This window comes from Methanoregula sp., from assembly GCA_041645435.1.
Classification (GTDB): Archaea; Halobacteriota; Methanomicrobia; order Methanomicrobiales; family Methanospirillaceae; genus Methanoregula.
The window spans coordinates 1-20,227 of record JBAZQB010000008.1; the positions used below are offsets into that span (position 1 = coordinate 1).

A 20,227-nucleotide genomic window follows, 5' to 3' on the forward strand; every position below is an offset into this window, starting at 1 on the left:
TATAGCCCGGGTTCAATTCCCGGTCGATGCATCGGGCTCGTGGTCTAGTTGGCTATGACGTCGCCTTCACACGGCGGAGGTCCTGAGTTCGAATCTCAGCGGGCCCATGTATTTTGTGATATTTTTCTGTGTACGCCTGCGTTTATTGGTTGGCCCCGGTCCGCAGGCATTGCATGAAAAACGGGGATTTCTTGAGTAATTAAGCCATTTACCGCTTCTTTCTCGTTTTTCCACAGGAAATGAAGGGGTCAATATAGAGAGATATATTCTCTCAATAGATTGCCCATCCATTGCACTTGCAATACAATTTTGTGCAATAGTATGCGGGGACAGCCTTGGAACAATGGCTGATGATGGGGTCCACTCAGGGGAAGGGGGGGTGGTACCCTGTCTTTCCCAAGAGTGGGGGTGGGGGTACCCCCCACGTTAGGCAGACTATTTTTCAGTGCTCCATATGAATCTTCAGCACCGCCACCCCGCCCGATGCCGAAGAGCTCGCCCGGTCCGCTTGGGTACGGATGAGATATCCCCCGAGCAGGAGCATCGCGGAGGGATCGTTGAGGATCTCCTCCTCGCTAGGGCGCTTCTCGGGAAGTGGGAGGGGAGTGCCGGTGTACGAGACTTCGGCATCAAGGTTGTACTCATCGAACGAGACCGAGACGGTCACCGGGCCGGAGGTCCGCGCCTCGCCTGCGACAAGTTCGCAGGCCTGGGTCAGGGCCATTGCCATCCGGTGGATCACCTCACCTCTCGCGGCCCAGGCCTCGCCCTGCCGTTCCATGAGGGTGAAGACCTGGTCCGAGATCCGGGCTGCCGGATCGATGGTCGCGGTGATGCGCTGCTTCACGCCAATCCGCATCACAAGGTTCAGAATAATCGCGATAACCGTTGTTAAGGAGAGTGCCGAATCAAAGAGCGGGCGGACCAGCGGCGGGACACCCGCATACGCCCCGGGGATGAGGTACACGCTGATGCCGAAGATGAAGGAGATCCCGATCACGAAGATCTTCCGGGAGTCCAGCATCCGGCTCGTGATGGTCTGGAAACCTCCCACGATGATGAACCCGGCAACGTAGATGAGCGTCCCACCGATGACCGGGCCCGGCATGATGAGAAAGACCGTGGCAAGGAACGGGAGGAAGGCGAGCACGATCAGGATCGCTCCCGTCATGAACCCGATGTACCGGCTGGTCGAGCGGGTGGCAATCGAGAGGCCGATATTTGACGATGACCCGGTCTGCCCCATCCCTCCGAACAGGCCCCCGAGACCCGACGCGATCCCATCGGCAAAGAGCCCCGACTGGATATTCTTCATATCGGGCCGTTTCCATTCTGTGTTGTTGATCCGCTGGCAGATCGAGAACTCGCCGAAACTCTTCACGAAGGTGACAATCGCCGCAATCCCGAACGGGATCATGAGTACCGGCTGGAACGAGAGCCCGAAGTAGCGGGGGTCGGGCAGCGCGATAATTGGTGAGGCGGCGATCTGGCCCAGCGGGTCGGCACCCGCGAGCCCAGTCGCGATGCAGAGCGCGTACCCGACCGCCATACCGACAATGAGCGGAAAGAGCCGGATCTGCCCCCGGCCCCAGACCGTGACTCCCACCGTGACCGCGAGGGTGATGATCGAGATCGCGGTGACCGTCGCATCAGGGGACGTGGCCCCCCCGGTCATACCGAAGAACTGCGGCAGGGCAAAGGGTACCACCGCGACTCCGAGCATCATGATCACGAGGCCCGTCACTTCGACCGGGAAGAGAACCCGGAGCCGCTGGACCACCCGGGAGAGCGCGGTCTGCAATGCGCCGGAAAAGACGGTCATACCGCAGAGCAGCGAGAGGCCCCCTGACTGGAGGGCAAGGATAGAGGCCGAGATGTAATTGGGCCCGGCAACCCGTGGAACGAGATACCCTGAACCGAACTCCGGGTGTTTTATCGCCTGGAAGATCGTGGAGATGCCATTGGCGAGCATCGACATCGAGACGAAGAAGGCAGCAGCCCCGGCCTCGATGCCCGCGGCCCGGGCCACAAGGATCGGGAAGACAAACGCAGTCGCTACAATCCCCGTATGCTGCAGGCCGAGCAGGAACGTGGTGGTAAGCGGGGGCTTGTCATCAGCACCAAATTCGAGATCCGGCGGTCGCATTATATTACGAAACGAGGTCGTGTAAATATTAAAGCGGTTCGAAAGACACCTGGGGAAAATCCAAGCTGATCTGCCCGCGATAAATATACGATCCCCCATCCAATATTCCGGCACACAGGAGATCCCCATGCAGGTCACCCCCGCTATCCATGCACTCAGGCACCCGTTCCAAGTCCCGGTTGCGCCCGGCATCACCCTCGACCGTTTCGTGTACTCGTACCTCATAGCAGGTGAGACGATCACCCTCATCGACACGGGGGTAGCAGGCTGCGAGACACGGATCTTTGACTATATCCGGTCCATCGGCCGCGACCCTGCGGAGATCTCGCTTGTCGTCCTGACCCACTCCCACCCCGACCATATCGGGGCAGCCCGGGCAATCCGGGAAGCCATCGGGTGCAGCGTGGCGGCACACCCTGCCGAACGGGCGTGGATCGAAGATGTGGAACGCCAGAACCGGGAGCGCCCGGTGCCGGGATTTACCGCGCTGGTCGGTGGGTCGGTGCCGATCGATTACGAGCTCGATGGAGGCTGTACCATCGATACTGACGGGACACGCGAATACGAGCTCGAGGTGATACACGCGCCGGGCCATTCAGCCGGTTCGATCGCGCTGTTCCTGCCGGGCGAGGGGGCGCTCTTCTCAGGGGATGTAATCCCGGTGGCCGGCGATCTCCCCGTGTATGATGATGCTTTAGGATCCGTACGATCGATACGACTCCTCCGGTCGGTACGGGGCATCCGCGTCCTCCTTTCGGCCTGGGACGAGCCCCGGTTCGGTGAAGCCGCGTACGGGCAGATGGACAGGGCACTTGACTATCTCCAGAAGATCCACGATGCTGTACTCACATCTGCCGGCGATGGCGAATCCGACCCGATGGAACTCACCCGGAAAACAGTCGCAATGCTCGGGCTCCCGCCACAAGCGGTCAACCCGCTGCTCGCCCGCACCTTTGCAGCAAACCTCCGGGCCCGGAACGAAGACTTTACGGCGGGTTCCCGCCAATAACGACGCTGGGGCCGTGACGGGCGGTTGATCCACTATCAGTTGATCCGCTATAGCCTAGAGGAGATCATCTTCAGAAACATTTTTTGTATTCCCCGGTTGAGCGTACATTTTTACGGTTTATATCCAATCAGTAATCCGGAGAAGATTTCTAAAATTGGACCCGTTATCTCCTGATATCCATATTGATGCTGCAGACGATACAGAATACCAGCGCCAGCTCTCTCTCTTCTCGAAATGTTCAACGGAAAAGGGTATTGAACTTATTAAAACCGGGATGGTAATTGAAACGCTCTCCCGGAGGGAGCGGTTTCTGGACATCGGGGCGGGTGGCGGGCACCTGACGATTCCCATAGCACAGCAGTTCGGGATGACCACGATTGTTGAGCCAAATCCCTGCCAGGCGGAAATATTTAAGCGCCGTTGTCCTGATTTCCGGATCTATAACGACAGCTGGATGGATATTGATCTGGGTGATGAACGTTTTGACCTGATCCTGTGCTCCCATGTCCTCTATTATATCCCGGAAGGGAGCTGGATGCAGACCGTTGAAAAGATGTACCGCTACCTTTCACCGGGCGGGTGTCTTATTATCGTGATGCAGTCACCACTCGGGGAAGTCGCGGATTTCTTCAACACCTTTACCACGTATGACGTCCCCATCCTCGATCTGGCACGGGATGTTATCGCCCTGTACGGTGACGACGCAGTCCTGCTCCAGTACTTCCAGAACGAGATCTATTCAGAATCTCTTGATGATATTGTGGAGATCGGGCTGTTTTTACTCCTTGATCAAAGGTTCAAGGCCCGTAAGAGTGAAATTGCTGAGTATTTCCGGATGCACCATAAGGTGAACGGCGGTTACCTCATCAGGCAGGACGAGATCCTGCTGGTGATCAGGAAATTGCCGGGCTATATCGGTACAGCCGAGCGATAGAATACCGTTATCTTCTTCGGCTGATCCGGGACGGGGAGGAAAAACCCGCTTCAGTTGATCCGCCGGATCCTCCCATCCGTTGTCACGTTCACCGGCTGGGGCAGCGATCCCAGGTATGAGGCAAGGGTATCGACATCGGACGACCCGGTGGTGATCAGGGTCCCGTTCGTAAATACCGTATACCCGTCACCCCCGATGGAGAGATAATCCATCATGGCAGCTGTATAGGTCGCTGCCGGGTCGAGCGAAACGCCCCTGACACGGACTTCCTGTACCCGGCTGCCGGACGGTTGTTTTGTATCATAGGTATAGGACAGCCCGGACACGCCAAGAGGATGCGGGGGCAGCGGTTCCTGCCACTGCCGTTCGAGCGCATCCCGGATCTGCTGCCCGGTCAGTTTCATCGAGACGACCGTTCCTGAAAACGGCTGGATGGTAAAGACGTCGCTCCACGTCGCATTCCCTTGTTTAAGATCGGACCGCATGGTTCCCGTTGTGATAAACGCAACATCGGTCTCCATCACCGAGCGTTGGGCATCGGCCAGAAGATCCCCGAGTGCTGATTCACCGGCAGCATCCATGTCCCGGGTGATATCCCGGGCGATCACGGCGATCTGCCTCCCGATTACGGGGGCGACTGCCTGCCCGTCTTCTGCCAGGAACGCTGCCGTTTCCGGGTCCGGGATGGTGCCGGGCGGGCTGTCAGCATAGGCAACAATGATACGGGCGGATTTGTTCACGATATCCCGGCTGGCGGGATCAAGGATCAGATCCACGTCTGCATACCCCTTACTGTAACTCCAGGCCTGCGTGACAAGCACCGGTTTTCCGGCTGCATTGGGGAGCCAGGCGTTTGAAAACGCGTGGGTATGACCCGAGAGCACCACATCCACATCCCCGTCAAGACCGGCTACGATGCCCGTGACCCGACCGGTCACATTCACCCCGTCACGGGTTGTACCCTCATAGGCCTGCTGATCCCCGCCTTCGTGGAGCAAAATAACAATGGCATGCATCCCGTCCTTTTGGACTTCGGCAACGTACCGGTTGATAGACTCCGTCTCATTGAGGAACCGGACTTCATCTGCGCGGTGCGGCGCCAGCCGTTCAGGGGTAGTCATCGTATCGGCCCCGATGAATGCGATGGGCACCCCGCTGATGTTCCGTATGATATAGGGAGGAAAGATCGGCGTACCATTCTCTTTCCAGACAACATTGGCGCAGGTATAAGATGACCGCGAACCGGGATAGGGATCGGTAAGATGGGGGACCGAAGAGGTACCGTTGCCCCCGTACACCTGCCGTAAAAGTTCGCCGGTACCCCGGTCAAACTCGTGGTTACCCACGGTCGCAACCATATTACACCCGGAATCTGCACTTCCGATCCTTCCCGGGCAGGAAAGATTCGCAAATTCATTGAAGAAGAGCAGGGTCGGTTCATCGGCCAGCAGCCCGGACTGTGGCGGTGACGCCCCCACGATATCCCCGGGCAGGGCGATGAATGTGCCATCTGCATTCCCTGACACCATTGCCGATTTCAGGTAAGATGCCAGCACCGGTGCACTCCCTGTCGGGCGCTTGTTCACGGCCTGTCCCGGGGGCAGCTGCCCGTGAAAATCATTTATCGCGAGAATCTTCACATGAACGGGGGCATTTGTGTGCGATGCCGGGACAGGCCCGGGAAAATACCAGGAGAGCACAATCGGTGCCAGTATGAGAATTAAGATAATGCAGCATCCGCAAAAGATCTGCAGAACGACCGGGATCCTGTCCAGCCGTAGATCGGGTGCCATACTACTGGATGTTTGGTATCCAATCAATTAATTGTTGAGTTTCCCGGTGAAAAAACAAAGAGACACGGGATATCGTTGTTGATCACGCTGACATTCGCACGGTTTCTAACCAGCTGCTGAATTCCCTGCTGAACAGTCGTGTTCGCTCTGCCTCGTCTGAGGAACGCAGGGAAACCTTTTCGGAATAATACCGTGACCGATCCTCTTCATTCCAGTGATTCTTCTCGCCATCAAGGGGCTTAAGTGCTGCCTCATCCTTCCCCCGGCATGGCTCGTTTGTGGCCGTGCGGCAGAACGCCGTCCGCACCGGGGACTTCAGCGGTTTGACTGCACATTTCGTTTCAGAATACCCGTCCCAGTGCCCGTTGACCGGAAACCCGGCCTTTGCAAGGGGGAGATCCCACGTCGCATCCACCAGTATCCAGTGGCATCCAATCTGGACCCGGCAGGCGAGGTGGTGCGCAACCGGGAGCGTAGCAGCAAGTTTCCGGAGTTCCGGAGGATAATGGAGATCGGGATCGTTCCAGAGAAAGGGAAACGTAGCATATACAACCGGGAGGTTCAGGTTCCGGAACATCTCTGCGAGCAGGTAGTGCTTGGCGCCACAGGATCCTTTCCTGGCCATGAGAAGCTGTTCCTGCGGGGTTGTTGAACTACTCGTAGGAACGACAAGCGAGTACGGGATGTCGCGGATATGGGAGAAGATCGAGATCATACTCTCCCGGGTATCAAGACCCCGCGTCCATTCCAGAAATTTCTCATGGACAAGTGAGGGGGCCATCGTAGTTACTCCTGTTGCTGAGGTTGATGGATGTGAATTTCAGGATCCTGCTCATTCAGCAGGATCGGGAGTTCAACCACGAACTCCTGTTCATGTTTAGTAAAAAAGTGTGTATGGACCATGACGGGGTCTTTGCTGCCCGCAACCTTGAGTATATGGATGACCACACTTTTTTCTTCCCCGTAAGGAACAACAAAGGGCTTGGGAATTCCTGCATCTTTACTGTTGTGAACCGTAAACGAGACATTGTAGGCAAAAGATTTTCCGGTGTTTTTCAGAACCAATTCTACCATAAACCAGTCCTTTTGAGATATCTGGATCTTTTTACAGGTAACAACAAGAGAAGGTTCAAGCTGGCTCAGCCGTTCCTTAACCTCCGCGTGATCCGGATCAATTTCCAGGACGCGGGTATAACAATCATATGCATCAAAAAAATTGTTCTCTTTTTCAAAAATTCCCGCTTTTCGTACCCAGGCACCGGTATTTTTCGGGTCTAATGCCAGTGCCTGGTCATAGCATTGCAGGGATTCTGATTCTTTTCCGAGCTTTTCGAGTATTGTGCCTTTTGCAAATAGCGCATCTTTATCCGAAGAATCGAGGTCAAGCGCCTGGTTATACGCATGCAGCGCCTCAGTGTTCCTGTTAAGATCCTGAAGAACAACACCCTTGTGATACAGCGTCTTTTCATCGTCTGGATTGAACGAGATGACATGGTTAAATGCTGCTAATGCATCTTCGGTTTTTCCCATCTTTTCAAGAACAATCCCCCGGTTTATCCAGGAGGGGATGCTCGCAGGATCTTCAGATATCGCCCGATCGTACGCGGCAAGCGCCTCTTTGAACTTTTTAAGGATCTGAAGTACAAATCCCTTATTGTACCATGCCACTGCATCTCTGGGGTTTTTCTCCAGGCCGTTAGTGAACGCGACGTCTGCTTCGGCATACCGCTGAAGGCTGGTGAGTACTATCCCTTCGTTGAAATACACTTTCGCATCATCCATATTGTGAGAAAGTGCCTTTTTAAAAGAGGACAGAGATTCATCATAATCCCCGAGAGCCTGCAGTGAAAGTCCGCGATGGTACCAGCATGCGGCATTTGCCGGATCCCGGTCAAGGATATCATCATATTTCTCAACCGCTTCTTCATGATATCCCATCTTTCGGTAGGTGTCAGCAATACTCGAACGTATAACAAGATTCTGTGGATCGATCTTCCGGGCAGTTTCAAAGGCTTCAAGCGCCTCGGTAAATTTTGCAAGCCGTAAATACGTATCTCCTATGCCACACCACGCCTCAGGATTCTTTGGGTTGAGCTTTATTGCTTTCTCAAACGCCCAGATCGCTCCTTCGTGTTTTCCCAGGGATATGAGACTGATTCTCAGCTCTTCACTGATCGCGGGATCAGTATGGTTAAACTCGATCGCACGTTCGATCATAAAAATGGATTCCTGAAAATTCCCGAGTTTCCGAAAGATCCTGCCTTTGCGGACCCACGCTTCAGTGTATTTTGGGTTGATGGAAAGCGCCCGGGTGAGCGATTGCAATGCCTCATCATTCTTTCCGATGTTTTCAAGAACTGCACTTTTATTTAGCAGGGTGAGGATGTTATGAGGAATAACCGGTAGTTCGGGTCTGATTTCGAATGCTTTTTCATAAGCACCGGTTGCCTCATCATTTTTTCCGAGGATCTGCAGGGAAACTCCTTTATTGTACCATGCAAGTGAGTCTGAAGGATTGAACCCTATTATGATGTTAAAAACTGAAAGGGCCTCCTCGCATTTCCCCATTGCACAAAGAGCTAATCCCTTGTTGATTGCTGCATCAGGATTGTCAGGATCGAGTACCAGCGCTCTTTCAAATGATGAAAGAGCATCCGGATATCTCCCAAGGTTTCCCCGTGCGATTCCGTGATGGACCCAGAGCTCCGCATTTTCCGGATCAACTTCAAGCCCTCTTTCGAAACTGTCGAGAGCCTTGTCACATTCTCCCACAGACCAGTGGTTGTGCCCCTTGCGTATCCAGAACTTTGCCGACTGAGGATCAAATTCTTCAGCCCCGGACGAAGAACCCATGACATGAGGATGGGACTCTCTCTCCTGATGTATCGCCTCCTTATCCTTTGCCTTTTCGTGAGTGGGGAAAATTTTATCAAAGAGGCTCAACAGCAAGACTCCGGAGATGTCATTATGTCTGTAATAGGTACATTGCCCTATATAATAGTCGGGAAATGGTGAACGCTATAGATCGGTAGCGAGAAACTATCCCGTCAGGGAAAAAAGTGTGCAGTTCTGCCATCGGGATCACTCCCGACAGCAGGTGACCGCGTGCAAAAAATATGGATGAAGTTATGCGTTCTTCATCTTGGCTTTTGCTACAAAGCCGTCTTTGCCAATGTAGTACATGTGGCCTTTCTCTTTTGCGATCTTTTCAGTGCCGACTTTCTTCTTCTTGCCGGTCTTGTTGTGCTTCATAGGTGCTGCCCATACGTACCCATCCTTGCCGATGAAGTACAGGTAACCCTTTTCGCGCACGATTTTTTCCTTTCCAATTTTGGTTCCCATTTAAACACCTCAAAACCACAATTGGGTTTTGATAATGAAAGGTGACGCCTGATAATATAAAAGGTTTCCGTCGGAGCCCGTCGAAGTCTGGATTTTTACCATATATTTGCGCGTATTTTTGGCATTGAGGCACACTAATCACCCCGTTTAAACAAACCCCAAAATGAGGTTATTTAGGCAAATTCGCGGCTATAACGGGCATATTCCGGGTCTCCGGCGTAGCAAAAACCGAACGCCGAAGCGCAGTCAGAGGGGTGAACCGGGGGTGCCTGACGGCAGGGTGCGGCAGATTACCCGAGATTCATAACCGGGTGCATGGCGGGCGGGATCGTGCGGGTGACCGTGAGCGGCATGGCAGAACCATCCGGGCTGATGGTAAGAGTGAAGGTTCCATACGATTGCACGCCAACCGAGGGGCATACCATGATCTCAAACTGTTCTTTAGGCTCTAACCAGTTGTCCGAATCCGCTGAATGCCCGGGGAGCATATTATACTTCCCGGTTATCGTCCAGTTTGGGCAGACAAGAAGCAGAGTTGAGGTTTGTCCGATCGGTTCGTAGGATCCGCGGTCTGCCCAACTCACATTGATACGATCCATATCGATCGCCCCGGTATCTCCCATAAAGAGTGATAGTGTCATCCGCACAGCCCCGAGCTTCCCGGGATCCGGGCGTGCAAACCTCACCTCGGCTTTATTGAGGGGTCCACTCACTGCGGGAAAACCAAAAACACTTCCCACAGGTTGGAGATGATCGCCGGCAATATACGCACTCTGCGCCACCGCCCCTTCGGGAAATGTTCTGATCAATCCGGGGGTCTCCCCACCACTAAGGAATATGAGCAGGAGTGTCGCCCCCCCGATAAGTACCGCAATGACAATGACCAGTTCAAGACCGGTAAACGCATCATCATTGCATGTTATACGCCGATCGTGAATACGCAGATCCCCTCACCATTTTTCCCGTTTACTCTTAGTATGCCTGCCAGCCATATCAGCCCGGAGTAATTACTGCTCTTTGTACAGGAATCAGCCTTGGACATCTGCACCGTTATCCTAGGTTTGTCACCGGGGTAATTCCAGGGGGAACCGTCCGGGTCAGCGGAAGAATCTGCCCGTTCTCCGGCGCAACAGTCATGGTGAACTGCTGGTAAGGCGCTGCATTCCCTGCAGGACAGACAAGGAGCGTGAACTGTTCATCGGTTTCCAGGAAGATATCCTGGTCCGCACCTTTCAGCGGGACAAAATTTGCCTTATTCGTGATCGTCCAGTTCGGGCAGATCAATATGGGAGTCTGCACAAGGGAGAGTTTTTCCTGGTCATTCCCGCTCACCCAGAGCACCGATGCATGACCCATATCGATATCCCCCGAATTCATCATGAACGGCTGGATCGTCAGTTCATACGCACCCAGCATAGCCGGGTTTTGTGTTTTAAAACGGACCTGAACACCATCGATTATCCCGTCAACCGCAGGGTACCCGAAAATGCCACCGGGATCCGTGAGAAGATCGGTTGTTGCTATTACGTCATTCGAGATCAATCCCTGTTTCGGGTTCTGTTGCGCACCCACAGGCGGTGTTTTTCCGTGAGATATCTCCCCGTACCCGAGATACCCGGTGACCAGTACTGCAACCACCAGCAGTATGACGATTTCAAGCCCGGTCAACGCATTTTCATTGCCGCACAATTGTCCTTTGCATTTTTTCATGTGCCTGTTCTCCCCATCAGTGCACCCTCCGATCGACCAGTCGTTTCGGGCGACCCTTCATAGTATAGATATCGAGCCCGCGGGGGCCGGCAAAATTCAATTCTATCTGGAATAAACCCTCGTCGTAGTGCTCCGCAATCAGTGATTTGTACCTGATAAATCGTGAAACGAACTGGTCTTTTACCAGTTTGCGATCACAGTGATCCGGATCATAGCACTCCAGGTTCACCCGCAAAATAGTCTCATCGGGTATATCCCCGTCATATACAGATGCTTCGTATTCGCCGGTAATATATGCCATGCTCTCCGTTTGGAAGACTGCTGCTTCTATGTCAACACGGTTGAAAGGGTTCCCGAACGCCCAGAGGGTTTCTGCCTCCCGCTGGGGATTGGCAATCCGCATATGGGTCCTCCCGCACCCACACCGTTCACGGGAGATGACTACCGTTGTATCCTCGGTGTCGTAATTGATCAGCAGCATTCCACTCTTCCCGCCAACCGGCAGCAGCGTGGTGAGCACCCCCCTCCCGCACTCACCATCGCTCACAAATGACTGCATATGGGGATCGTATACATCGAGGTGGACAAGGTCTTCAGGCACATGAAGGCCTGAAAGCTCCGTACATTCGCCGCACATCGTCCCTTCTGTACTGCCATAGGTATTGTACACCGGCACACCCCACAATTCAGACAGGTAGGCGCGGGATTCATCGGCAAAACTCTCGCCACCGGCAACAAGTTTGTTTATAGACGTATCAGATGTTTTTATTCCCTCGGCAGCAAGACGTCGTGCGAGCCTGAGCAGTTTGAACACGCTTCCCACAATGGCAGTGGGTTTGTAACATTTCAGGATTCGGGATTCGAAGGTGCATTTGCCAATGGGAATGATACCCATACCGATGCGCCGTGCTGCGATCGTCATGGTGTTTGCACCTACGTTCATCCCATACGAGGCACAGACCACGATCCGATCCCTGTTCGTAAAACCCTGCGATACAAAACTCCGGGCATACTTCTCCGCGTACCGTTTCCAGTCATCCCATGTCAGGAAAAAACCCTTGGGTATACCACTCGTGCCGCTCGTCTCCTGTATGGAGAAAACATTGTTCCAGTCTGAGGACAGGAACTCAAATTCCGGTGTGATGGGGGGCTGGTGCTCCCGTATAGTCTTTCCGGATACAACGGGCAGATTGAGAAGGTCTTCGTGTTCCCGCACTTCTGCAGGATTGATTTTGTTCTCCCTGAACCAGTGCCGGTAGAAGGGGGAATGTTCAGCGACATACAGGACGGTGTAGCGTACCCGTTCATCGATAAGAGCGTCGAGATCGCTACGACCCAGCGTTTCAACTTCCGGAGAAAAGTACGATCCCGTTGCCATGACAGAGAATTATTAAGAGGGATGGTTTATAGATTGCGAAGTCTCCGGCAGACTCAGGCACGTTTTATTGCTTCAACTTCCAGTCGCACCATACCAATGTGAATTGTTCCATCTGCCTTAGCCGGATACATTGACAGGTACTCATCAATAAACGCCCGGATAAATACCGGTTGCCCCTTCTCTGGCAACCGCGCCAGCCACGGGAGCCATGTTGTGCGGATCCAACCGGCAAATGCCTCCCTGTCAGCGTACACCATATCCTTTGGGATCAGCTCCACCCGGACCGGCTCAAGTCCCGCACCTGCCAGCCATTGTAGGTATTCTTCAGGACCAAAAAAGCCAAAGGTGAATGAGAAGCCTTCAAAGTACCCTGCCCAGCGGGGGGTTTTCAGCAGGACCGCAAGTGCTTCGAATGCCTGTGCTGCATTGCCTTTTCCACCCATCTGGACGAGCAGCCTGCCACCCGGGCAGATGCTGCGTGCAATCCCTGCAAGCAGGGGCTTATGATCGGCGATCCAGTGAAGCACGGCATTCGAAAATACGATATCGAATTTTTCAGGAAACTCCAGATGACCTGCATCCATCCGGACAAAGGCAAGATTCTGGTGAGTTCCGTGAGGGTACTGTTTGCGTGCAAACCGGATCATCTCCGGTGAACTGTCAATTCCGGTTACCGAGCCCTGCGGGACGCATGCTGCGATAGCGGCAGTCACCCTCCCGTCTCCGCAACCAATATCAAGAATCCGTTCATTCCCGGAGAGTTTGAGTTTTGCAATCAGTTCCTGCGCCCAGAGATTCTGGGCGGGGGAACTCCGGGAATAGTCTGCGGGATTCCAGGTAAACGAGGGGGATGAATCAGGTTGCGCCATGCTTAGTATCTCAAGAAAATAGTAGGGGCTGCACAGATTAAATGTTAGAGGGGGCCGAGCGACCTGCTGCATGCTTCCCTATATTTATCGTCTGCAACCACCCATGATAATGAGCATTGCATGTACTTCCATCTCATCCTCACCGACGAATGTAATCTCTGCTGCCGGTACTGCCGGGCCAAGGCATTTGAGGTACTGGAAGAGAGCGATGATGAAACTGCACCACGGATTGACATCGATCCCGATCTTCCCCGGGATCTGGATTTCGATCTTGACCTTCTCTATACATTCCTGCGAAAAGATCCCGCACCCACACTCACGTTTTACGGGGGAGAACCCCTCATGCGTGCGGATCTGGTCGATCGGATTGTGCGGGAGGCACCGGTACAGCAGTTCATGATCCAGACCAACGGGGTGCTGCTGGACCGGCTCGCGCCGGAGATTGTGAACCGTTTTTCCACGATCCTTGTCTCACTGGACGGAAACGAAGCTCTGACAGACAGCAACCGGGGGACGGGAGTGTACCGGAAGGTGATGGAAAACGTCAGGAAAATCCGGGAAAGGGGTTATACGGGAGAACTCATCGCACGGATGGCAGTAACCGAGAGAACCGACATTGCACCAGCCGTCCACTGGCTTTTTCAGAACCCGGACTATTCGTTCTCCTCTATCCACTGGCAGCTGGATGCGAATTTCGCCGGGGATTTTTCACGGCGTCACTTTGCTGACTGGGTGAATGCCAGCTACAATCCCGGGATCCGGACTCTCGTTTCAGACTGGATTGAACATATGGAATCTACGGGGAAAGTGACGAAACTGTACCCCTTCCTCGACCCAATGGAAGATTTGCTGCTGGGTAAAAAAAGCCAGCTCCGGTGCGGATCCGGACACGCGAACTACAGTATCATGACCGACGGGCATATCGCGCCCTGCCCGGTGATGATCGGGATGAAGGAGTATTACGTAGGACATATCCGGACTGCCGACCCGCAACACCTTGACAGGATTTTTGTCGGGGGAGAGTGCACCGGGTGCGGGATCTACGATTTCTGCGGGGGGCGGTGCCTGTACTCCAATATCACCAAACCATGGAACAGGGCGGAGCGAAAAACAGTCTGCGGAACGGTAGATAACCTCTACACGACACTTAAGGATGAAGTCCCCCGTGTCCGGCGTTTAATCGAGAACGGTACGATCGCTCCCGAGGCTTTTGCCCATGAAAAGTTCAACGGATGCGAGATCATCCCGTAAGGATTACCTGCGGGATTGTGCCGGACCCTGAACGTTTTACCGTATGATCTATAGTACCAGAGAATCCCCCGACAGGTACATATTCAGATCCAGCATCCGGGGAACCTTCATCACGGGATTGCACTAATACTAAAAACCATGGCTGGATCATGGAAAGAGGCAAAAGACTGTGCGCAGAAAGAAGCACTCCCGCAGGTCTATCATGACTGCGACGCGAATACCTACGGGGCGTGCAATCCCGGGGAGCGGCAGGGATCATTCAAAGGCGGGGTCTTTACGGAACATCGCTGTCTTTGTATGCCTTCAGACCTGAGCCCTGAAGAACTTGAGGCAAAAGAGAAGAAATTTCTGTCAGAGAACCCTGACTGGTGACAACGCGATCATTTTTTCCGGACTTCATGACGGAACCGGTGCATGATATCGTACATCATCAGCCGGAACTCAGCGCCGATATCTTCCCAGGATTTTACATCAGCAACCGGTTCATCGAGAGGGATTTTTTTTATTTCATGCACAACCTGGCACTCCCCTTCCTTTTCTGACGGTTCTCCCCAGCAGAGATTACGCATTATCTTGAAATAGCCGCTGACAAGGACGATGAGGAAGACAATCGGGACAATTACGAAAGATACGAGCCAGACTAACGGATAGAGGCTGGTTGCCGCAACAGAATCAACCCACTGGAAGACGAGGAGCATGAATGCAATGACAAAAACACTGCCAATAGCCCTGATGATAGGCGCAGGAAGATTGAGCGGGAACGGGAATGTAAAGAAGATATCAGCGGCCAGCAGGATGAACGAGATGAGCAACAGGAACCAGAAGTGCTCATTCAGAAACAGTACGCTGGCACGGTAGATCGGGTTTGATATGTAATATGTAAGGATGTTTGCCAGCACGACTACGATCAGGAATATGATGATCCCGATCATCCGCGAGACAAACACCGAGCTTAAGGATTTATTCTGATACTGCCACATTTCCTGCCCCGGTGATGCTGAATAAGATTGGTCAGGGCGCTATAAAGATACCCGCCCCGGGACTGACACCATCGCAACACCTATCACCCGGGCACACGATTCATCGGTATGCAGGTCAATTACAAACGCTACGGGCTCTACCTGCTCAGGTGGCAGGCGAGCACTCCGATACTCGCCGGGGTCGGTATTGTTCTCGCGTCCATGGGCCAGTGGGTTGCAGCCATTGTCGCAAACCTGATCGGGGGATTGATCTTTTTCTGGGTGGACCAGTTCATCTTCACATCCCAGAGTCTCGCTGCGCAGTGGGAGGTTAAGGAAAACATCACCTGTGTGGACTGCGGCAGAGTCGCCCGCGGGTACCGTCTGGTACGATCGGGGGATTACGACAGGACGCATGACCATGAACCGGAGTTCCGGTGCGAGGAGTGCTCACAGAAAAAGACCGTGGAGCTTAAAGAAAGAGGGGTAACGGTCCATTGAGATTATCCGGAGACGATGTCAATTCCCCTATAATAATGGTCCAGTAACAAAAATGATGGGAATGAAGAAACTGCTTCTTTAAAAATTATCTCTTCCTTATCATTAAAAAAATACCCAGAACGATAAGGGGTGCTGTTAAACGTAGTGTTTCTACTGCGCTATTCAATGGCATGGATCCAGATGCTGCAGGCATGGGTTGTGATGGTTGTTCGATCGCTTCCTCGTGTGCTTTTACTGAGATCAGAGCGAAAATCGACAGTCCGCCGGGGGATGTTCCTTCAAACACCATGTTTACCGAACTGTCGAGTCCCACAAACCGGGTTTCGAGCAGCTGGGATGTTCCGTCGTCAGCGAATCGGGCAATTTTTACCCCGGAAATACCCCCGTGTCCAACGACCCATGAAGGAGATACACTCATCGTTATGGTTGCCGGGCCGATATCCTTCCCGTCATTCAAATGGGTTTTTGCCACATCCATGGTGTATGCAACAGCATCCAGCTGATATCCCATTTGAGATGCCGCCTTGTCAATGGCCACTTGTGTTGCGGGATCGGGTTTTTCAGCAATAACAGCAGTGATAGTTGCATCCGACGGGGGAAGGCTCATAAGATCTGCTTTAAATGAGGCGGATACAGTCCCGGTATCTTTTATCTGGGCAGTCACGGGTTGATGTTCCATTGAAATTGATTTTACATCAGCAGTGAGTATGCCATTCGTCTCCTTGGGACCTGTTTCTGTTATGACACCGACGGTCATCGGTCCTTTGGAAAAAGTGATGGTGGATCCTTCAACAGATACCTTTTCACCGGAATCCTTTGCCTTTTGCATATCGATTGCGATCTCCCGGGCATTTTCCCTGCTGCTGATCTGTGAACTGCTGACACCGAGGGAAGTGCCAGTTCCCTGATCGGCCATTGTTTCAGGAGCAACGACTGCCCCGGCAGCTGTTCCTCCTGAGTTCCCTTTGTCTTGTGTGTTATCGGTTTTTGCTCCAGCATTTCCAGATTCAGTATCACTTTTTCCTTTATCAGTTCCGGAATTCTCTACCGATTTACTGCTATCGGCATTATTTCCTCCAGTATTACTCCCTCCGGAGTTGCCGCCACCGGAGTCACCGCTTCCAGCAGAGTTACCACCACCGGAATTACCTCCGGAGTTGCTGCCACCGGAGTCACTGCCACCGGAATTGCCTCCGGAATTGCCACCACCGGAGTCACTGCCACCGGAATTGCCTCCGGAATTGCCACCACCGGAGTCACTGCCACCGGAATTACCTCCGGAGTTGCTGCCACCGGAGTCACTGCCACCGGAATTGCCTCCGGAATTGCTACCACCGGAGTCACTGCCACCGGAATTACCTCCGGAGTTGCTGCCACCGGAGTCACTGCCTCCGCCGGAGTTTCCACCTCCGGAATTGCCTCCGGAGTTGCCACCACCGGAGTCACTGCCTCCGCCAGAGTTTCCACCTCCGGAATTGCCTCCGGAGTTGCCACCACCGGAGTCACCGCCTCCGCCAGAGTTTCCACCTCCGGAATTGCCTCCGGAATTGCCTCCGGAGTTGCCACCACCGGAGTTATCCGATTTGGCCATCAGGGGGGAAGGCAAATCACCAGCTTTAGAGAACTCGATCACCGGTGTGGAAGAAGAGAACCATCCATAAGCTGCAACCACCGGAACAATGCTCAATACTATCAGCATCGCAATAATTTTTTTTAAAGACCTTGCTAAAGGTCGATTCGTTGTCATACAAATCTATCCCTTGTTATTTTTCCCTGAATCCTGACAAGATTACCCGAATGCAGATATTCAGTTCAATGAGATGTCAGTAGCGGGTTATTAGGATTATTTAGATAATAAATATATCTATTAATGGGAATTTCCATTTTTTTTGTTTAAAGAGAAAACGGGGCTCATTTTTCTGAGGTTTTTCCTTTTTTCTTGAGGGGGGAACGCATTTAAAAATTTCAAAATTCCCCATAGAGTATGAAATGATGTGTGGAGCAGAAATTCATGTAATTTTTAAAAAAAAGCAGGGGCAGTAATTGAACGTTTACCCCTTTTTTCCCGGGAACCGGAACGCTTCTTTTGGAACAGTAATTTCAAAACGGGCGCCTTTTCCATAGGTTCCCGTCTCCCGGATGGTAATTCCGGTAATTTCGAGAATTTCGCGCGCAAGAAAGAGACTCATACCTTTCTGTGCACCAAACCCGCGCTGGAAAATTTTTTCTTTCAGGTTATCCGGTATGCCGGCACCGTTGTCCTCAAAAATGAGCTGGAGGCTCTCCGCAGTTTCCTGGTAACTAATAGTCACCTGTGTTGCGGTTTTTCCGTGTTTAATGATGTTGCCTGTAAGCGTGAAAAATACGCGTTCAAGCAGAGGATCCGTAAAAATTTCCAGATCATCAAGTCTGACCCTGCGAGTGATCTGGGAAAAATCCAGATGAGAAATTGCCAGTACGAATGTCTGATTAACATTATGCCACTGCGGGGGTTTTATCCCCAGATCCTGATAATTTTTGGCAAAGTCAAGCGAGTGAGAAATTCTCCTCAGGGTTGCATCTTCTTTCTCCAGATACTCGTTCATCTTCGTATCGGTCGGCAGATCCTTTTGCAGACTGATATATCCACTGAGGGTAAAAAGAGTATTCTGGATGTCGTTGAATGTCACGAAATTCAACAGGTTGAGCTTTTTATGGGCCTGCATTAAGGCCTTTTCTGCCATTTTACGATCCGTAATATCACGAGCAATTGTTAGTACTGCTCTCTGTCCGAACTCATCAAATATCCGGGCATTAATCTCAACCGGAATCAACTTTCCGCTTTTCGCCCGGTAGGACGATTCATACTGGATAAAGTCCCCCGTTCCGGCCAAACGGCACAGCTCAGGTTTATCGTCGCAAACATCCCTCATCATGGTCGCTTCAGGTGACATCAGGAGAAGCTCCTGCCGTGAATACCCTAAAAGATCTGAGGCGGCATCGTTTGCTTCGATAATTGAGTTATAGGTGCCTGGTTCGCCGGACCGGTAAATAATTACCGGATCTGTAATGCTGTTGAAGAAAAGCCGGTATTTTTCTTCGCTCTGGATTAATCGGCCCTGGAGCTGCTCCTGGGAGGTCTCCAGCTCACCGATCATTCCGTTTACATTGTCAGCAAGTGACCCGATCTCATCATCGCCACTCATTTCAACACGGGCGGAAAAGTCACGCTTTTTCCCAATATCATTCAATCGCCCACTCAGGTGAAGGATCCTTGAGAGTACTGTCTTTTCCAGAAGCAGGAGTATCGCAAGTCCGAAAACAAGACCGGCGAGAATGAGAAGATTCACGAAATAAAAGGTTGTTGATTTTCCCTGATCATAGATATCCCGGACAATGCTGACTTTAAGGATCAGTACTGGCTGACCCGACAGGTCGCGAATCAGCGAGAAAGTCCCAAGCGTATTACTCCCAAGCGGCAGGATGTAGGTTGGGGCGTCTATCGTGAGTGCTTCTTTTCCCTCGCGCTGGATGAACGGCGAGGATGACTGGGGGAATTGCGAGATCGCCATTCTGAAGTCCGCGGGGAGATCTTCTTTGCTGTACGGTTGCAGTTCAAGCGGGAGCTGGGCCAGCGATGAAAGCCGGGACAGTTCCATGGCATCGAGGTTTCTTCCCATCAGGATATACCCGATCAACTGTCCTTGATCCGGATCAGAAAAAACCGGGCGTATCGCAAGCATCAGCGGACCTTCAGGAAACTGGAGGACTCCCATGGTACCGAATTCGGATTTTATCCTTGTGGGAATCTGTTGATGAGATGAGAGCAGCAAGGCGAGATCGGGGGGAACCGGTTTTTCCGTATGGCTGTCAAGGTTGTATCCTTTTCCGGAGATCAAGGTCCCATTTGTGTCGGTAAGAAGGATATAATTGAACTGGAGCCGCTCAAACGTATCCGGATCAAGCCGGGACCAGGATTTCGCAGAAGTCGTTGTGAGCAGAAACGTTCGCGTATCATCACGCGATGCCCAGTCATGCGCCACAGCATCCAGAGTATTGATGTCGTTCCCCAGAGCAACAAGAACCCGGTTGGTATCTTTTTGTGCACTCTGATCCTCGACACGGGAGAATCCATCCAGTACGACCGTTTGAGATAATACCAGCAGGACAAGGATCAGACAGGCTATAGCAGCGCATAAGATCACAACAGTCTTTTTTCGAATATCCACGGGTCACCACCTGCCGCAGCCATGACTTCTTTAGCTAACCTTGAGTTACATAATGGCATTAAAGGTTCCTTCTCCCAAAACCGTTTCCCCAATAATACTTCCGGATTTACCCATTACTCCGGAATAG

General features: G+C 52.6%; 18 protein-coding genes and 1 tRNA gene. 6 read left to right on the forward strand and 13 right to left on the reverse strand.

Annotation, left to right across the window (positions count from 1 at the left end):
• Positions 1 to 33: 33 nt before the first annotated feature.
• Positions 34 to 107: transfer RNA gene (locus tag WC593_14100), tRNA-Val, on the forward strand.
• A gap of 335 nt (positions 108 to 442) precedes the next feature.
• On the opposite strand, the gene WC593_14105 is transcribed toward WC593_14100, so the two are convergent.
• Positions 443 to 2,146: a solute carrier family 23 protein gene (locus WC593_14105; protein ID MFA4826280.1), complete on the reverse strand. Its 1,704-nt coding sequence runs from the start codon at positions 2,144 to 2,146 to the stop codon at positions 443 to 445.
• A gap of 127 nt (positions 2,147 to 2,273) precedes the next feature.
• Here WC593_14105 and WC593_14110 point away from each other — a divergent pair, with 127 nt between their 5' ends.
• Both WC593_14110 and WC593_14115 read left to right on the forward strand, forming a co-directional pair.
• Positions 2,274 to 3,155, forward strand: coding sequence for an MBL fold metallo-hydrolase (locus WC593_14110; protein ID MFA4826281.1), 882 nt, complete (start codon positions 2,274 to 2,276; stop codon positions 3,153 to 3,155).
• Positions 3,156 to 3,309: 154 nt separating this feature from the next.
• Positions 3,310 to 4,089, forward strand: a complete 780-nt coding sequence (locus WC593_14115; protein ID MFA4826282.1) for a class I SAM-dependent methyltransferase — start codon at positions 3,310 to 3,312, stop codon at positions 4,087 to 4,089.
• A gap of 50 nt (positions 4,090 to 4,139) precedes the next feature.
• Here the strand turns inward: WC593_14115 and WC593_14120 are convergent, their stop codons facing one another.
• The 8 genes from WC593_14120 to WC593_14155 all read right to left on the reverse strand — a co-directional run bounded on the left by WC593_14120 (position 4,140) and on the right by WC593_14155 (position 13,181).
• Positions 4,140 to 5,882: a bifunctional metallophosphatase/5'-nucleotidase gene (locus WC593_14120; GenBank protein ID MFA4826283.1), complete on the reverse strand. Its 1,743-nt coding sequence runs from the start codon at positions 5,880 to 5,882 to the stop codon at positions 4,140 to 4,142.
• A gap of 82 nt (positions 5,883 to 5,964) precedes the next feature.
• Complete coding sequence (locus WC593_14125) at positions 5,965 to 6,663, reverse strand: hypothetical protein (GenBank protein MFA4826284.1); 699 nt, start codon at positions 6,661 to 6,663, stop codon at positions 5,965 to 5,967.
• 5 nt (positions 6,664 to 6,668) lie between these two features.
• Positions 6,669 to 8,825, reverse strand: a complete 2,157-nt coding sequence (locus WC593_14130; GenBank protein MFA4826285.1) for a tetratricopeptide repeat protein — start codon at positions 8,823 to 8,825, stop codon at positions 6,669 to 6,671.
• Positions 8,826 to 9,008: 183 nt separating this feature from the next.
• Entirely contained in the window at positions 9,009 to 9,224 is a 216-nt protein-coding gene (locus WC593_14135; protein MFA4826286.1) for a hypothetical protein, read from the reverse strand.
• 290 nt (positions 9,225 to 9,514) lie between these two features.
• Positions 9,515 to 10,033 carry a hypothetical protein gene (locus WC593_14140; GenBank protein MFA4826287.1) on the reverse strand — a complete coding sequence of 173 codons (519 nt, stop codon included), beginning with the start codon at positions 10,031 to 10,033 and terminating at the stop codon, positions 9,515 to 9,517.
• 241 nt (positions 10,034 to 10,274) lie between these two features.
• Positions 10,275 to 10,934 carry a hypothetical protein gene (locus WC593_14145; protein ID MFA4826288.1) on the reverse strand — a complete coding sequence of 220 codons (660 nt, stop codon included), beginning with the start codon at positions 10,932 to 10,934 and terminating at the stop codon, positions 10,275 to 10,277.
• A 16-nt stretch (positions 10,935 to 10,950) separates the two neighbouring features.
• On the reverse strand, positions 10,951 to 12,312 hold the full coding sequence (gene ftsA / locus WC593_14150; GenBank protein ID MFA4826289.1) for a coenzyme F390 synthetase: 1,362 nt from the start codon (positions 12,310 to 12,312) through the stop codon (positions 10,951 to 10,953).
• Between the two features lie 53 nt (positions 12,313 to 12,365).
• A complete protein-coding gene (locus WC593_14155; protein MFA4826290.1) occupies positions 12,366 to 13,181 on the reverse strand; it encodes a methyltransferase domain-containing protein in 816 nt (271 codons plus the stop codon).
• 120 nt (positions 13,182 to 13,301) lie between these two features.
• Here WC593_14155 and WC593_14160 point away from each other — a divergent pair, with 120 nt between their 5' ends.
• Together WC593_14160 and WC593_14165 are read left to right on the forward strand one after the other, a co-directional pair.
• Entirely contained in the window at positions 13,302 to 14,432 is a 1,131-nt protein-coding gene (locus tag WC593_14160) for a TIGR04084 family radical SAM/SPASM domain-containing protein (GenBank protein MFA4826291.1), read from the forward strand.
• A gap of 138 nt (positions 14,433 to 14,570) precedes the next feature.
• A complete protein-coding gene (locus WC593_14165; GenBank protein MFA4826292.1) occupies positions 14,571 to 14,804 on the forward strand; it encodes a hypothetical protein in 234 nt (77 codons plus the stop codon).
• An 8-nt stretch (positions 14,805 to 14,812) separates the two neighbouring features.
• On the opposite strand, the gene WC593_14170 is transcribed toward WC593_14165, so the two are convergent.
• Positions 14,813 to 15,412 carry a hypothetical protein gene (locus WC593_14170; GenBank protein MFA4826293.1) on the reverse strand — a complete coding sequence of 200 codons (600 nt, stop codon included), beginning with the start codon at positions 15,410 to 15,412 and terminating at the stop codon, positions 14,813 to 14,815.
• Between the two features lie 108 nt (positions 15,413 to 15,520).
• Between WC593_14170 and WC593_14175 the strand changes: the two genes are divergently transcribed.
• Positions 15,521 to 15,892, forward strand: a complete 372-nt coding sequence (locus tag WC593_14175; protein MFA4826294.1) for a hypothetical protein — start codon at positions 15,521 to 15,523, stop codon at positions 15,890 to 15,892.
• A gap of 85 nt (positions 15,893 to 15,977) precedes the next feature.
• Here WC593_14175 and WC593_14180 read toward each other — a convergent pair whose 3' ends face one another.
• The 3 genes from WC593_14180 to WC593_14190 form a co-directional block, all read right to left on the reverse strand.
• Positions 15,978 to 16,808 carry a hypothetical protein gene (locus WC593_14180; protein MFA4826295.1) on the reverse strand — a complete coding sequence of 277 codons (831 nt, stop codon included), beginning with the start codon at positions 16,806 to 16,808 and terminating at the stop codon, positions 15,978 to 15,980.
• Between the two features lie 128 nt (positions 16,809 to 16,936).
• On the reverse strand, positions 16,937 to 17,458 hold the full coding sequence (locus WC593_14185; protein ID MFA4826296.1) for a hypothetical protein: 522 nt from the start codon (positions 17,456 to 17,458) through the stop codon (positions 16,937 to 16,939).
• Between the two features lie 485 nt (positions 17,459 to 17,943).
• Positions 17,944 to 20,100, reverse strand: a complete 2,157-nt coding sequence (locus WC593_14190; protein ID MFA4826297.1) for a CHASE4 domain-containing protein — start codon at positions 20,098 to 20,100, stop codon at positions 17,944 to 17,946.
• Positions 20,101 to 20,227 lie beyond the last annotated feature (127 nt).

Excerpts from the sequence above, each read along its gene's own strand:
- WC593_14165 (MFA4826292.1), top strand. The coding sequence starts at position 14,571 with ATGGCTGGATCATGGAAAGAGGCAAAAGACTGTGCGCAGAAAGAAGCA.
- WC593_14180 (MFA4826295.1), bottom strand. The coding sequence starts at position 16,808 with ATGGCCGATCAGGGAACTGGCACTTCCCTCGGTGTCAGCAGTTCACAG.
- WC593_14125 (MFA4826284.1), bottom strand. The coding sequence starts at position 6,663 with ATGGCCCCCTCACTTGTCCATGAGAAATTTCTGGAATGGACGCGGGGT.
- WC593_14135 (MFA4826286.1), bottom strand. The coding sequence starts at position 9,224 with ATGGGAACCAAAATTGGAAAGGAAAAAATCGTGCGCGAAAAGGGTTAC.
- WC593_14160 (MFA4826291.1), top strand. The coding sequence starts at position 13,302 with ATGTACTTCCATCTCATCCTCACCGACGAATGTAATCTCTGCTGCCGG.
- WC593_14145 (MFA4826288.1), bottom strand. The coding sequence starts at position 10,934 with ATGAAAAAATGCAAAGGACAATTGTGCGGCAATGAAAATGCGTTGACC.
- WC593_14120 (MFA4826283.1), bottom strand. The coding sequence starts at position 5,882 with ATGGCACCCGATCTACGGCTGGACAGGATCCCGGTCGTTCTGCAGATC.
- WC593_14170 (MFA4826293.1), bottom strand. The coding sequence starts at position 15,412 with ATGTGGCAGTATCAGAATAAATCCTTAAGCTCGGTGTTTGTCTCGCGG.
- WC593_14110 (MFA4826281.1), top strand. The coding sequence starts at position 2,274 with ATGCAGGTCACCCCCGCTATCCATGCACTCAGGCACCCGTTCCAAGTC.
- WC593_14155 (MFA4826290.1), bottom strand. The coding sequence starts at position 13,181 with ATGGCGCAACCTGATTCATCCCCCTCGTTTACCTGGAATCCCGCAGAC.
- WC593_14175 (MFA4826294.1), top strand. The coding sequence starts at position 15,521 with ATGCAGGTCAATTACAAACGCTACGGGCTCTACCTGCTCAGGTGGCAG.
- ftsA (MFA4826289.1), bottom strand. The coding sequence starts at position 12,312 with ATGGCAACGGGATCGTACTTTTCTCCGGAAGTTGAAACGCTGGGTCGT.
- WC593_14105 (MFA4826280.1), bottom strand. The coding sequence starts at position 2,146 with ATGCGACCGCCGGATCTCGAATTTGGTGCTGATGACAAGCCCCCGCTT.